Here is a 13,679-nt window from a genome sequence, read left to right on the forward strand (position 1 = left end):
GGCACTCGGGCCGTACCCCTTCATGCCGACCCGCTGATGCGCCCGGCGCGTTCCCTGACCAGCCGGTTGACGCACTCTGCCGGGTCGGTGACGGGAACCCGCACCCGGGGTGTGGTGATGTCGAGGAAGGTGTACTGGTCGTCTTGGACCCGCACGGCGGCCTGGCCCAGGTACGGGTCACAGCATAGCGTGGGGGTCAACTCGCCCTGGTACACGGTGACGGCGAGCCTGCTGCCCAACTGCCGGGCGGCCAGGGCGTTCTGGAGATCCCGCAGATAGATGACGCGTTCGTCTTCAAGTTCCATGACGTCAGCGTCTCCCCAACAGGGCTTCTTACCTCAGTACGTGCGCCATTCTCGTAACTTCCTGACAGCACGCGGGAGCTGCGCGTAATATCACGCGTATGAGCGAACCCCCCTTCCATGAAGTGCTCACCACCTACCGCGAGCTTGCGGGGCTGACCCAGCAACAGGTGGCCGGCCACCTGGGGTGCTCGGCAGCGTCGGTGTCCCGGTGGGTGTGCGGGCACGCGCTGCCGTTCCGGGAGACCGCCGAGCAGCTGGACCGGCTCTTGGACGCCGAGGGCAAGATCATCTCCGCGTGGCGGATGGGAAAGTCCGGCAAGTCCACCCCCGAGTGGGCCCGCCCGCTCATGAACATCGAGACCCGGGCGCGGCACGTCCAGGCCGCCTCCCCCGCCCTGGTGCCCGGATACCTACAGAGCCCTCTGTACGCGGGGGCGGTGTTCCGGGCCTGGCACCCGGCGGCCTCGGACGCGGAGATCGCGCGTCTGGCGCAGATCCGCACCCAGCGGCTGGGCCAGTTGCCCGAGCTGCGCATCACCGCGGTCTTCCCCGTGTACGGGATCACCGGCTTCGACGACGCCGCGCGCACCGAGCAGGCGCGCCACCTGGTCGAATTGGTCGAACAGGGGCGGGTCCGCGTTCATCTGGTCCCGGAGGGGTCGATCCTGTTGAGCGTCACCTCGCCGGTGCTGGTGTTCCGTCTGGATTCGGGGGAGATGGTTATTTCCAGCGATCACATGGACGGTAACGTCATCTACGACGCCGACCGCAATGACCGGCTCGCCGCACTGGTCACGGGGGCCATGGCCGACGCACTTCCCGCCCGGCTCTCCCTCCAAGCCCTGAAGGAACTCGCATGAACACCGACTGGCACAAGAGCACCTACAGCAACACCGGGGGCAACTGCGTAGAGGTCCGCGAGCTGGCCACCAGCGCCCTGGTACGCGACACCCAGAACCGGGACGCGGGCCACCTGGAATTCCCCGCCAACCAGTGGGCCGGCTTACTGGCCGGGGTACGTGCCGACCAGTCCTGAGCGGAAGCGACCGCTCTGCCTGGGCCGATACCGCACGGGCTGAGGCCAAGCGCAAGCGCGCCCACCGAACAAAAGAAAGCGGCCCCGGAAACCTCTGCAGAGCGTCTCCGGGGCTTTCGTGTGCGGCTTGGTAGGCCGCTGACCGGGCTCGTGCCTGAGGCGATCGCAAACACTACGAGTCCACGCGTGACGGAAGGTGATCCCGACACACGCCGCAGACTCAACCAACCCCGGTATGAGACACCCGTGGCTTCCGCCTTCAGATCAGCATGTGACGGTCTTTGAATCTCCCCCTGGTCAATTTCACCCCTCGTTGGGATATCCCAGCTCGCCCAGGTAGGAAATCCTGCTGCGCACCCCGGCTGCAAAGTGCGCCCAGTCAAGCTGTTCCACCGGCTCAGATGGAGCCGGAGAATTTTTTGAGGATGTAACGTAGCAGACCGAATCATACAGAGACTCATCAATGAGCCTCTGACAGAAAATACCGAATCTATCCTGATAGGAGGTATTATCCCAGATGGATTCAGGCGGAAGAGCCGCACCCTTTGCTATTCTCACTGGACCCTGGGAACCTTTGGCATCTTCCATGATGAAAAAATACCCCAACCATGGCTTCTCACCTGGATACAGCTTCGCCAGGGCCGCGTGTCGAAGGTCCACAGCGCTACCCAGGGCCTCTTCAACACGGTTATTGTAGTTGTTGCCGAACGAGGGCCCACCGAGCCCTTTGAGCTCAAAAGCCGCCACGAGAGTATTGCGCATACTGACGACCACATCCCATTGTTTCTGTGGACGAAAGTACCCAGGAAGCTCCAATCCTTGCTTCTTCTCAACTCGAATATAATCTTTGGGGTAACCGGCTTCGAGAAAGAACTTTGCTATCAGCCCCGCGACGCTATCGAAGTGTTTACCGGCTCGTACGGAACTGGCGGTTCCAGCACCGACGGCGTCTTTGATCTTGGAGAGATCGTTCTGTGTGCTTTTCACACCCCAGTACTGGGCGATGGCATCCTCGAAGTCCTGACGAGTAACCGCCAACCTGTCCTCCTAGTCGGGAAGATGATCCAGACCGTAGGCGTCCAGCGCCGCTCGTGTTGCTGCGTCCACGTCACGGTTCCTGAAGGCCTCGGCCAGTTGCAGCCGGACCTTATCGCTCAGGCCGGACGGTTGGGGAACCCGGATCTTGCGCAAGTACTGGGCTTGGAACCTCAGGGTGCCACCACGCATCTTGACCGCGTAGGCCTGAACGAAGGCCTGCGCGATCTTGGAGATCAACAGCCCTCCCAAAACCTCCAGGTCCCAGACATCGGAGACGATGTAATAGAGGTTGTGGTGAGGGTAGACGCCCTCCTTGTCGAGGACCGGATGGATGGTGGTCTTCATGTCCGGGAGCAACAGCTTCGGTTTGCCCACCAGGGCATGATCGACCTTGTCGATGGTCTTGTACCAGCGCTCGGGCTGTTGGACCGCGACGTAGCGTTTGCGAAGTAGGTGGGCGTTTTGTGCGAGATAAGTCCGCAAGCGCGGGAACCGGTCCAGGTCAACCAGTTCCCCGTTACGGGTCCAGGGGTTGACCAGGTAGTACCCCTGCCATTGGTAGGTGCCGGTCTTGGTGTCCCGGACCATGGCCAACGGCAGTAGCCGGTCTTCCTCCACCAGGTGGGCATCGGTGGTGATGAAGACCTTGTCCGCGCCGGTGGCCACCCCGATGCCCACCCGTGTGCCGGCCGTACGGTCTTCTAGGACACTGAACCGGTCGTTGAGGTCTTCCAGCATGGCCAGACGCGCTGGTGAAGCTGTAGGCCAGAGTTCGTCTCCGGAGAACCAGTGCGGCAGCCGAGCTGCTTGGTAGGTCGGTTTCTCGATGACCTGGCTCTTGGGTTCCAGACTCCAGTCGTAGAGCTCCCGCGCCTCAGCCTGAGAGAAGCCCTTCCTGGTATCAGCCGCCACCGCGCTGCCTTGCTGTTCCTTGCTGATGATGGTGATGGCGGGGTAAGCGGAGACCTGTTCTTCGAAGGCATCCACGTCATGCATGGTCAGTACGAAGTCAACGCTGAAGCCTGAGGTCACGAGCTCGCGAAGACGTGCCCCGTACTGGTTGTGCATCCATCGGTCTGCACAGATGAATCCCAGCCGCCCCTGTTCCCGGAGGGTGCGCAAGGCTGCCTCGTAGAAGCCGACGTAGATGTCAGCTCGGCCGCCCATGGTGGGGCATGCTGCCCGGTATCGCGCCATGCGCTCGCGGGGGACGTCTTCGAGGCGGATGTAGGGCGGGTTGCCGACGACGAAATCCACAGCCTGGCCGCGGTGATGCATAAGGAGGTAGTCGCCTTGGGTGACCCAGGCTTGAACAGCACTCTCAACCGTTGGTTCGTCCCACCCTTGAGCCTGCACCTGGGACCGGACCAAGTTTCGGCTGGCCTTGACGTTCGCTTCGAGAAGGTCGAAGGCTCGTAGCGCTTGCCTGGCTTCGCCCAGGTCGCGATTGTGGAGCTTGCAGGATGCGCTGAGCCGTTGCACGATTGGGCCGAGGAACGCCCCGCTTCCGCACGCGGGCTCCACGATCGTGAACGTGGCGAGGTCACGCTCTGGGGTGTAACCCACCAGGTCCAGGATGAGCTCAACGACCCATCCCCGGGTGAAGACCTCCCCATGGGTGATGGCTTCACGCATCGAGGAAGGAAGTCGTTCGGCGGCATCTCGCAGGTCAACGGTAGTCACGAGCCGACCCTATAGCGTTACTATCCCTTCCCGCCCCCGGCAGAAACCATGGCTTCGACGTATGCCTCAGGGGCGAGAGCGACAGGAGGCGATACCGGCGTAAGCCGCAGCCTCTACCGCCCCCGATACGAGACTCCCTGGGTGGGCTCCACCCTCCAGGCAGGAGCCGACACACCACCCGCTTCGATACGCCCGAGGGACTTCGACCCAAAATGTCGGGCGGGTGCGGAATGATGGGAGGCGTGGAGACTTTCAAACGGACGCCGCAGCAACTATTCAACCTGCCGCAGCATTTCGTGATCCCGCTGTTCCAGCGCCCCTACGTCTGGAAGGAGGACGAGCAGTGGGAGCCGCTGTGGAAGGACATCCGGCGCATCGCCGAACTCCGGATCGAAGAGCCCCATCGGAACGCCACTCACTTTCTCGGCGCGGTGGTCATCCAGTCCCATGAAGCTCAAACCGAGCAGCTGACGACGTGGAACGTGATCGACGGCCAGCAGCGGCTGACGACCTTGCAGATCTTCTCGGACGCCACGTGCGCACTCCTGGCACAGACGGGCAACACTCAGCTCGCCGGCCAACTCGAACGTCTCACCCACAACGACGATGTCTACGTCGAAGAGGGCCGCATCCGGCTGAAGGTGCGCCACCTCAACAAGGACCAGGCGGCGTTCGACGAGGTGATGTCGGCTGAGCCGCCGGTCGACCACACCGCCCTGGCCCACTCGGAATCCCAGATCGTCGCCGCGCACGCCTACTTCTCCACGGTCGTCGAACAGTGGCTCGGCCCGCCCGAGTCGGACCAGTACACCGCCAAGGCCAAGAACCTCACCGACGTACTGCTCAAGGGCCTTCAGCTGGTCTCCATCGAGTTGGACGCCTCGGAGAACTCCCAGGAGATCTTCGAGACGCTCAACGCTCGCGGTACCCCGCTGACCGCGGCCGACCTTGTGCGCAACTTCGTGTTCCAGCGGCTTGAAGCCGAAGGCGCGGACACGAAGAAGGCCTACCGGGAAGACTGGCCCTTCGAGACCAAGTTCTGGACGAAGGAGGTCAGCGTCGGGCGCAACCTCATCAGCCGCAGCTCGCTGTTCCTCAACCAGTGGCTCGTATCGCGCACCGGCGAGGAGATCAGCCCGCAGGCGACGTTCAGCCGATTCAAGTCCTACGTGGAGCTCGAGTCCGGTCACAAGATGACCGGCCTGCTGCCTGTGATCAAACGGCAGGCACAGCAATACGAGGCCTGGACCGAAGCCGCTGCCCACCCCGGGGGAAGTCTCGGCTCCGCCGAGATGGCGGTGTACCGCATGCAGGCCGGCGGCGTCGAGGTCCTCAAGCCGCTGCTCATCTGGTTGCACGAGCCGGGCCGCGACCTCCCGCGGGAGTCCGTCGACCAGATCATCCGGGTGGCCGAGAGCTGGGTCGTCCGCCGTCAGCTGCTTCGTCTGTCCGGCAGCGATCTGGGGCGCATCGTCGCCGACCTCATCGCCGCGAACTCCGCCGTGCCCGCCGATGAACTCGTGGAACGCATCACCGGGCACCTTGCCCGGCTGAACGTCACGAGCACCTATTGGCCGGGAGATGAGGAAGTTCGTAGGACGCTCACCACGGAATCGGCATATTCACGGTTCCCGCGGGGACGGCTCCGCATGATCCTCGAAGCGGTGGAGGACCTCTACCGGGCGGAGACGGGCCAGCCGCAGATCGAGCGGATGGGTTACCCGATCGAGCATCTGCTTCCCCGGAAGTGGCACGACAACTGGGCCGTACCGGCGCAGGACATCGAGGAGCGGCAGCTGCGTGTCCACCGTCTGGGCAACCTGACGCTCCTGACACAGAAGCTCAACGCGAAGGTGTCCAACGGAGCGTGGTCGGCGAAGCGGTCGGCGCTGATGGACCACAACACGATCACGCTCACGGGTCGGGTGATCAAGCGGACCGAGCACCATGCCTGGGACGAGGAGCTGATCGACGAGCGGACAACAGAGCTCATCGATCGGATCCTTCAGGTGTGGCCGGTCCCGGAGGGCCATCACGGCAAGGTGATCGATCCGCAGACGAAGGCCGGTGACTGGGTCGAGTTGAAGCACCTCATCGATGCAGGGCTTCTCGCGCCTGGTGACAAGCTGATGGCAACACACAAGGATTTCAAGGGAAGGGAAGCCACCCTGACCGGCGACGGCGCCATCGAGCTGGCCGGCAAGCGCTACACGTCACCGTCGGCCGCCGGACGCGCATTGCGCAAGAGGGCCACGAACGGGTGGTATTTCTGGTCCGTGGCGGACGGCCGCCGATTGAGGGACGTTCGCACACAGTTCCAGAACTCCATGCCGGAAGACGAAGAGTTGAAGCCCCAAGATAGGTAGCAAGGCACGAACGTTCCCTCTGAGGTGCTGTGAGGTTTCCGGGCGCAGATCCGGTCTCAAAGGCCACGCAGTGAGGACCTCGCGAGGTGCCATCGGACGCCACCGACAGGGCGTGCGTGCTCCGTTGGTGCTCCGCAGTTTTGGAACGGGGCGACACCGGGCGGTACGACATGGCACCAGACGGCACGGCCGGCCGGATGGGGTGGCATGAAACGGTACGTAGCGACTCGTGACGGTACGCGACCAGGGCACTTCTAATCCGATGGCCGCAGGTTCGAATCCTGCCGGGTGCGCCACAAAACCCCAGTTCACAGGGGTTACACGAGGACCTCGCAAGAGGTCCTCGCCGCGTTCCGGGCCCCTGCGTGCTCCAAGCGTGCTCCCCAGTCCAAGGTCAGTACAGGTACGGCACCCGTCTCCGGAGCACTTCGCCATCCCGTGACCCTGACAACCTCGCCCCCTGCACACGGCTGCCCCCACAGACGGCGAACAGGCCCTGCAACGCGGCACCCGCCCACCAGCGTCAGGCCGTCACAGAACACCCGCCCTCCCTCTGGGAACCGCATCACCCCCGACTGCCCCACACCACCGCCCATAGCCCGGACCCGCCAAGCGGCCGGGCGGGGGAATCACCATGATCCATCGCTGGTCTCGCTGCAATCGTCAGCACGAAAATCTTTCTAGTTCCGATGATCGGTTCATAGGATCATCTCCAGAAAAATGGATCCCCCTAGACATAGGGGTGTCGCCATTCACCTGGCACTAGATGTAGTATCTGACTCGACTCAGTACCAGGATGCCGAGTCGAGTCGACAATCGGGGGATTTCGACTTCAAGTCTGATTGGGGGGATTTTGCATGGCATCGAAGCGAGTTCAGGTCAAGGCAACAGTCCGGACAACAGTTCAGCGCACTCGCCGGGTGCAGCACCGGCAGACATTCAACTCGGGACCGGCCATGCGACCGATGATCATCGAGGAGGGCGACACCTTCAACGGTCCCGTCTTCGGAGAAGGGGCGACGGTCGAGAACACCGTCATCGCCTGGGATCACGCCCAGGTACGCCAGGCCACCTACCGGTCTGCGGGGGTGGCTCCAGGGTACGAGGACCTTGCACGCTCCCTCACCCGGGTTCTAGAACACCTTCCCTCTTCTGGCCTGGATACGGAGGAAAACGAGGACGCTGCGCACTCCGCTACAGAAATCCTGGAAGAGGTCGCGCAAGACGAGCCGAACCAAGGGCGGCTACGCCGTGCTCGACGTTCGTTGCTTCAAATCCTTTCTCCCATATCCAGAGGAGCGGTATCCGGTGCAGAGGCCGGAGCACATACATGGGCGCAGGAAGCGGTAGAGCAACTGTCGAAGCTTCCTCAGCTTGGCGGCTAACGGTTCCATCCACGGAGCCATCGCCTAAATTCTCCGAAGTCTGTCCATAGCACAGCCATAAGCATCCGGCAGAACGGGCCCCACCAAAGTCACCACCTCATAAACCGAGAAAACCCCAGGCCAGACAAGCAACCTTCATTCTGGTCTGGGGTCGAGGGCCGGTGATGTCGTGTGACTCCTGGGGCGCTCCCCGGTTCGGCTACAACGCCGGGCCCTTCACCCCGGTTGGTGTACCGCGCAGCAGCGCAGCGGTCGCCCCCGCCGCTGCCCTGGCCACATCGGGGAACACCAGTTGGTAGGTGTCCTGTGTGAAGTGCGCGGTCACGTGACCGAACTCGACGGAGACCACCTTCACGTCCGCGCCCGCCGCCAGCGCCAGAGAAGCCGCCCCGTGGCGGAGCCCGTGCAGCGTGACCGGTGGGAGTTCCGCGGCTTTGGTTACGCGGCAGAACCAGTCACTGAACTGCCCGGATACCGCCCCGTCCCGTCCTGACAGGTGAACACCAACCCTGTACCGTTCCAGCCCTCCCCGGCCGCAAGGCGCTGCTCCCTCTGGAACCTCTTCCAGCCCAGCGGGATCTTAATGGTATCGGCGTCCAGGGTGATCGTGCACTGGCCCGCCGCGCTCCTGGGGGTTTCGGGACTGTGGCCGGAGCGGACCCTGCAGGCGTCCTCGCCCGACTACACGTCCTTAACGTGATGCCAGGCCTCGATGCCCCCGTACCAGCGCACCGATCCGAGCCGCGTCCGCCTACTGGACCTCCGGCGAAGTCACCGCATAAGCCACGGTCCACGGCACCTTCGCATCTTCACCAACGGGCCCCTTGGTTCTTTGCAACTCGAGCCAGGGATACCACTTTTGAGCGTCAAGACGATTATGCGATCCGGGAGACCTTGTAGCCAGCTTTCTTAACGAAGGAATCCAGGAAACTCCCCTTGCTAGGCGAGTTCATCAGTCCACGGTGCACCGACGCCGGGACATCTGCGTACTGATATAGCGAGCCGTTCCTGAACCGCACTTCGAGCGTACGCGAATGCGGATCGTAACCGACAGACGACAAGTTCATTGAAGACACGGTTTCGTGTTTCATGAAACTCCTTGGCATACCACGAAAACTAGACGGGAGACAAAAAATTGAATCCACCCATGAGCGCCAGCCAGGAGTCTAATACACTCACCCTTGGCCCCGTAACCGAACCAAGGATCTATGCACCAACTTAAACCTGAATCATCCGTTATGCCCCCCAAGGTCTCATTCACACAGCGGGGATCACACCAGCAACTTGATGTCACCACAAGAAGTAGTGCGACTACTCAGGGTGACAAATTTGCTCAAGCGGGCATGGCTGCAACAGGGCCATCAAAGGCTTAGAATGGTGCACCCGAGACTCCTGCCGTTGGCGTTCTCGGGGCTGCCACTGCATTTGCCAGCACCTTCCACATGGTTGTTGAAAAGAAGACACAGAGAGGTCGACCTTCTGTGCAATTGAACTCCTTCTCAGTGAGCGGATTCCGGTCACTACAGGACGTTTCGGGCATTCCCGTCAGCAAGCCAACCATCCTGGCTGGCCATAACGATGGCGGAAAAAGCGCAGTCCTAGATGCCCTCGGCTTCCTCGTTGGGTCCCTGAAAGCCGTTGAAGATGACCGAAGCTACCTCAGCAGCTCGGACTCCAGCGAGGGAAGCGCGGCCAAGCGGTGCAGTGAAACCTTCGTTACTGGAGAGTTCACTCTGGACGAGTGGGAGCAGGAGGTGTTCGATCTTCCATCCGAAGTCAAAGTTCGTCGATGGGTGGACTCAGACCTGCTGCCGAAGTGGGAAATTTGGGGCCCTCTCCCGGACGATGAAAGGCTAAGGAACCTTTCTCAGTACCAATTGCCCCAGCTAAAGTCGCTTGCAGCTGAACTCGAAATTAAGCCCTCCTCGAACAACCCAAGAAAAGCTGACTTCGAGAGTTGCTTGCGTGATCATGGTCGCAAGAATTCGACTACAGAAGGCTGGCTATCGGCACCTTCAGGGCTAAATCAACGCATGCCCAAGATTCTTCTTTTCGATGGAAAAGAAAATCGACCAGATGATTCAGTGAAAACTGCACTGAGTGGGAAATTTCATTCCCACATGCAGGATCCAGAACTTAAAGGCCGCCTGCAAAACGTCGAAGATGACATCAAAGAACGCCTGAGCATCGATGCAAAGTCACTATGTGATCACATCAGGGAACGCTGCCCAGAGCTTTCTGAAGTCTTCGTTGAACCTGATGTCTCATTCCAACATGGATTTCGAGGCGCGCCCCTTCGAATCGCTCGAGTAGCCGGAGAATCGGTTAGCCTCGACCGCTCAGGCTTGGGTAGCAATAGGCGAGTCTCACTTGCTGTATGGGAATGGACAAGTGAACTTCTGGCAGAAGAAGAAATCGACACAAAAGAGCAATCAAAAGAAAATTCGGAAGAGGTTGAATCGGAACCCCCTCCTGTGCAAACTATCGTAGTTTACGATGAGCCAGATACACACCTCGACTACTATCATCAACGCAAGGTGATGCAGCTCATTCGCAATCAGGCCGCCATTCCCCACGTCAGCGTCATGGTCGCGACTCACTCGATGAACTTGATTGACGGCGTCGATATCTCTGACGTAGTCCACCTCAAACTGGAAAATCACCGTACAGCAACAGAGCGAATTGGCGCTGATGAGGTTGGCGATGCCATCGACCTACATCTGGGGAGGATCGCTGCAGCACTGGGCCTAAGGAATTCTGTCCTCCTGCATGAGCGTTGTTTCTTGGCAGTAGAGGGAGACACCGAGCAGCGAGCTTTCCCTCTGCTTTTTCGGCTCTGCGAAGGACTATCCCTTCAGGCGGCAGGCATCGCCCTCTGGGCCTGCTTCAACAACGAGGGAGCACTGCACCTGGCACGATACCTAATCAAGCACAAGCGCATGTTCATGCTAGTAGTGGATGCAGATAGCCGAGATATCCCCAGGAGCATGTTCAAAGATAGGAAACTTCGGGAATACTTTGGAGAAAAAGTAGATGACCATGTCACATTCATCGGGGAAACTGGAGACGACGGAAGCGAGAATTATCCCGAACTAGAAGCACTCTTCGCAGATGAGACATGGACAGCAATTTCAAACGAAATATGGCCCAAGAACGAAGGAACCTGGAGTGCAGCCGACTTTGCCGCTTGCAGGAAAGAAAAAAAGTTTAGTCAATCCGTACTAGAAATGCTTCAGACGGGTAGCGACATCGGCCCCGGAGGCAAGCCAGACATGATGTACAGGTTCTCACTCGCTCTAAAGGATCCGCGAGACGTTCCACAACAACTCAGGGAAGTGTTCGCGCAGGTCAGAGAGATGGCCTCATGACCTCACGTCACCGTTCCAGACTGGAAAGAATCCAAGGTTCTACGTCGCCGAGCTAGCATCCTTTCTTTTCGTTGCTTCAATGTCGGCGGTGTCCACTTGTGCCACCCAACTGGCGGCTTCCATCGCCGCATGTGTTCGCGAGCATTCACTCCGCACCAGCGGCATCCGCTGGGCTCGGGGAAGAGCAGGTCAGAATCCTTGCCCGATGTGGACATCATCCCTCCCTCACATGCACTCATTCTCCCTCTAGCCAACGACATTTTCTCTTGTACCCGCCCACGTGCCTGAGCAGTCCTAGTGCAGGGACATACCGTTGGCGACAGTGATCGCTGCTACATACGTACACCACAGTGAGTGAAGGGACCGTCTCGGAAGGGCTAGCTGTGGGCCATGCCAGGGATGGGACTGGGGAGAAGCAGTCGTGTGAGCGAGGTGATGGCTTACTGGCAGCAGACGGTCAAGGTCTACCGAAACCACCAGTGAACGAGTCGGAGGACAAGCAACCAGAGAACTGACTATAGAACCTTTGATCCGATGGCCGACCGCCCCCGCCCACGAGGAAACCCCAGGCCGGGCGGGGTGAACCCGCCGCACGGCCCGGGGCTCGGGGTGTTCAATCGCTCCTGGTGTGCTCCCCCGTTCCGCTACCCGGCCGACACCGGCTCCCCGCGCAGCAGCGCGGCGGTCGCCTCGGCCGCCGCTTTGGCGACGTCGGGGTACACCGACTGGTAGGTGTCCTGGGTGAAGTGCGTCGTCGCGTGGCCGAGCTCGGTCGAGACCACCTTCACGTCCGTGCCCGCCGCCAGGGCGAGCGAGGCCGCCCCGTGGCGGAGCCCGTGCAAGGTGATGGGCGGGAGCCCGGCGGCTTTGGCGATGCGGCAGAACCAGTCACTGACCTGACCCGGATGCCACCCCGAACCGTCCTGACGGGTGAACACCAACCCCGTTATCTGCCAGTTCTTACCCGCTTGGAGTCGGGCCTCGTTCTGGAACCTCTTCCACCCGCGCAGGATCTTGATGGTGTCGGCGTCCAGGGTGATGGTGCGCTGGCCCGCCGCGCTCTTGGGGGTCGAGGTGATCGTCTCCCAGGCGAGCTGGACGACCTGAACACGGATGTCGATCTGGCCGTCCACCAGCCGGGTGTTCGCCCACGGCAACCCCACCGCCTCACCCCGGCGCAGGCCCTTGACGGCGATGAGGTGGAACATCGGGAACAACCACGTGTACCTCTTCGCGTATTGGAGGAAGGTCCGGGTCTGTTCCGGGGTCCACACCATCACCTCCCCCGGCACCGTGCCGTCCTTCTCCCACCGGCGCACCCGGTCGGCGGTCCAGACCAGGGGCCGTTTGCGGGGGCAGGAGGGCAGGCGCACGTGGGAGGCGATGTTCACCGTGACGGGCAGGTCCGGGGAGCGGACCGCGTCCGACAACGCGCTGCGCAACGTGGCCCGGATCCGATGCTTGGTCGACAACGAGATCACCCGCCGCCCCCGCACCGACCTCTTCACCTCCGGGTCCTCGGATTCGCGGCACTCCAGGATGCGGGCGTTGGCTTCCTCCACCTTGGCGAACATCGCCTCCACATGACGCGCCTGCAACCGGTCCAGACGGATCCGACCCAGGTGCGGGACCAGGTACTTGCGGATGTGGCCGTTGTAGGAGGCCCGGGTGCCTTCGGCGAGGTCGGGCTTGCCGTCCAACCACTCCCTCAACCACTCTTCTACTGAGGGCGGCTCCCGCCGGACGTCCGTCCCCGCGCCGATCCGCTTGCGGACCTCCTCTACCTCCGGCAGGGGCCGGCGACCCTTGAGGGAGGTCTGGATGAGGTCGGCGATTTGCACCTCGGCCTCCGCCTCTCCGGATGCCAATGCCATCAGCGCCTTGACCCGCTCCAACCCCTGGGCGGCCTCGGTGTGCGTGGCCAGCCCGACCCTGCGGGCCTGGCGGCGCTTGCCGTCGGTGGTGCGGGGAAGCTCGTACTGGAACGCCCACGCCCCATGGGACGGGCTCCACCCGCCGCCTTTGCGCTTGAGCTGGGGACACTTCACCCCCAACGCCCTGCCGGTTGTCTTGTCGCGGCACCCGCACCGTTTGAACGTGGACCCCTCACGTGCTGTCATCTACGGTCCTCGCCTTCTCCTCGGTGTTCACACGCGCACCGCACCCGCACCCACCAGTCGTCGTGGTCGAGGTGGCCGGGGGTTCCAGGCCGAGGTAGGCCAGCACCCCTGCGGTGGGGATCACCCAGCTGCGGCCCGCCCTCCGGGCGGGTACTGGGAAGCCCCCTTCTCGGAGCAGCCGGTAGACGGTGGTGCGACCCAGTCCGAGCAACCGCCCCGCCTGAACCGGACCGAGCACCACAGGCAGCGATTCTCTGTGAAGCCGCCACGCTCTGTCATGGCGCATCGAGGATGCGGCGGCGCAGCAGCTCGAACCCGGCACGGCCGTACCCGGCCCTCTTGAGCACCTTGATCCGGCACACGTTGCCTTCCACACGG

Annotated in this window: 11 protein-coding genes and 1 pseudogene; 5 read left to right on the forward strand and 7 right to left on the reverse strand. The window is 61.9% G+C overall.

The features are described from left to right. Nucleotides 1-20: 20 nt before the first annotated feature. On the reverse strand, nucleotides 21-305 hold the full coding sequence (locus tag RM479_RS23975) for a hypothetical protein (RefSeq protein WP_311513970.1): 285 nt from the start codon (nucleotides 303-305) through the stop codon (nucleotides 21-23). Nucleotides 306-403: 98 nt separating this feature from the next. Between RM479_RS23975 and RM479_RS23980 the strand changes: the two genes are divergently transcribed. Together RM479_RS23980 and RM479_RS23985 are read left to right on the forward strand one after the other, a co-directional pair. Beyond that, the gene (locus RM479_RS23980) at nucleotides 404-1,165 is read left to right on the forward strand and encodes a helix-turn-helix domain-containing protein (protein WP_311513971.1); all 762 of its coding nucleotides are present in this window, start codon (nucleotides 404-406) and stop codon (nucleotides 1,163-1,165) included. After that, the gene (locus tag RM479_RS23985; protein ID WP_311513972.1) at nucleotides 1,162-1,341 is read left to right on the forward strand and encodes a DUF397 domain-containing protein; all 180 of its coding nucleotides are present in this window, start codon (nucleotides 1,162-1,164) and stop codon (nucleotides 1,339-1,341) included. The genes RM479_RS23980 and RM479_RS23985 overlap by 4 nt, the downstream gene beginning before the upstream one ends. Nucleotides 1,342-1,644: 303 nt before the next feature. Here the strand turns inward: RM479_RS23985 and RM479_RS23990 are convergent, their stop codons facing one another. Together RM479_RS23990 and RM479_RS23995 are read right to left on the reverse strand one after the other, a co-directional pair. Next, nucleotides 1,645-2,379 (reverse strand): PaeR7I family type II restriction endonuclease, encoded by a 735-nt coding sequence (locus RM479_RS23990; protein ID WP_311513973.1) that lies wholly within the window; start codon nucleotides 2,377-2,379, stop codon nucleotides 1,645-1,647. A gap of 9 nt (nucleotides 2,380-2,388) precedes the next feature. Then, nucleotides 2,389-4,062 (reverse strand): Eco57I restriction-modification methylase domain-containing protein, encoded by a 1,674-nt coding sequence (locus RM479_RS23995; protein ID WP_311513974.1) that lies wholly within the window; start codon nucleotides 4,060-4,062, stop codon nucleotides 2,389-2,391. A 242-nt stretch (nucleotides 4,063-4,304) separates the two neighbouring features. Between RM479_RS23995 and RM479_RS24000 the strand changes: the two genes are divergently transcribed. Together RM479_RS24000 and RM479_RS24005 are read left to right on the forward strand one after the other, a co-directional pair. Continuing rightward, a complete protein-coding gene (locus tag RM479_RS24000) occupies nucleotides 4,305-6,428 on the forward strand; it encodes a GmrSD restriction endonuclease domain-containing protein (protein WP_311513975.1) in 2,124 nt (707 codons plus the stop codon). A gap of 857 nt (nucleotides 6,429-7,285) precedes the next feature. Next, the gene (locus tag RM479_RS24005) at nucleotides 7,286-7,813 is read left to right on the forward strand and encodes a hypothetical protein (protein ID WP_311513976.1); all 528 of its coding nucleotides are present in this window, start codon (nucleotides 7,286-7,288) and stop codon (nucleotides 7,811-7,813) included. 199 nt (nucleotides 7,814-8,012) lie between these two features. On the opposite strand, the pseudogene RM479_RS27705 reads toward RM479_RS24005, so the two are convergent. Then, nucleotides 8,013-8,449, reverse strand: a pseudogene (locus tag RM479_RS27705) (tyrosine-type recombinase/integrase); the annotation flags it as partial. 239 nt (nucleotides 8,450-8,688) lie between these two features. Further along, the gene (locus RM479_RS27640; protein WP_397223021.1) at nucleotides 8,689-8,919 is read right to left on the reverse strand and encodes a KTSC domain-containing protein; all 231 of its coding nucleotides are present in this window, start codon (nucleotides 8,917-8,919) and stop codon (nucleotides 8,689-8,691) included. A gap of 336 nt (nucleotides 8,920-9,255) precedes the next feature. On the opposite strand from RM479_RS27640, the gene RM479_RS24020 reads away from it, so the two are divergent. Continuing rightward, nucleotides 9,256-11,181: an ATP-dependent nuclease gene (locus RM479_RS24020; RefSeq protein WP_311513978.1), complete on the forward strand. Its 1,926-nt coding sequence runs from the start codon at nucleotides 9,256-9,258 to the stop codon at nucleotides 11,179-11,181. Nucleotides 11,182-11,825: 644 nt separating this feature from the next. Here the strand turns inward: RM479_RS24020 and RM479_RS24025 are convergent. Then, nucleotides 11,826-13,301: a tyrosine-type recombinase/integrase gene (locus RM479_RS24025; RefSeq protein WP_311513979.1), complete on the reverse strand. Its 1,476-nt coding sequence runs from the start codon at nucleotides 13,299-13,301 to the stop codon at nucleotides 11,826-11,828. Next, nucleotides 13,288-13,587 (reverse strand): helix-turn-helix domain-containing protein, encoded by a 300-nt coding sequence (locus RM479_RS24030; RefSeq protein WP_311513980.1) that lies wholly within the window; start codon nucleotides 13,585-13,587, stop codon nucleotides 13,288-13,290. The genes RM479_RS24025 and RM479_RS24030 overlap by 14 nt, the downstream gene beginning before the upstream one ends. Between the last annotated feature and the right edge of the window lie 92 nt (nucleotides 13,588-13,679).

The organism is Nocardiopsis lambiniae (assembly GCF_031845465.1).
Lineage (GTDB): Bacteria > Actinomycetota > Actinomycetes > Streptosporangiales > Streptosporangiaceae > Nocardiopsis > Nocardiopsis lambiniae.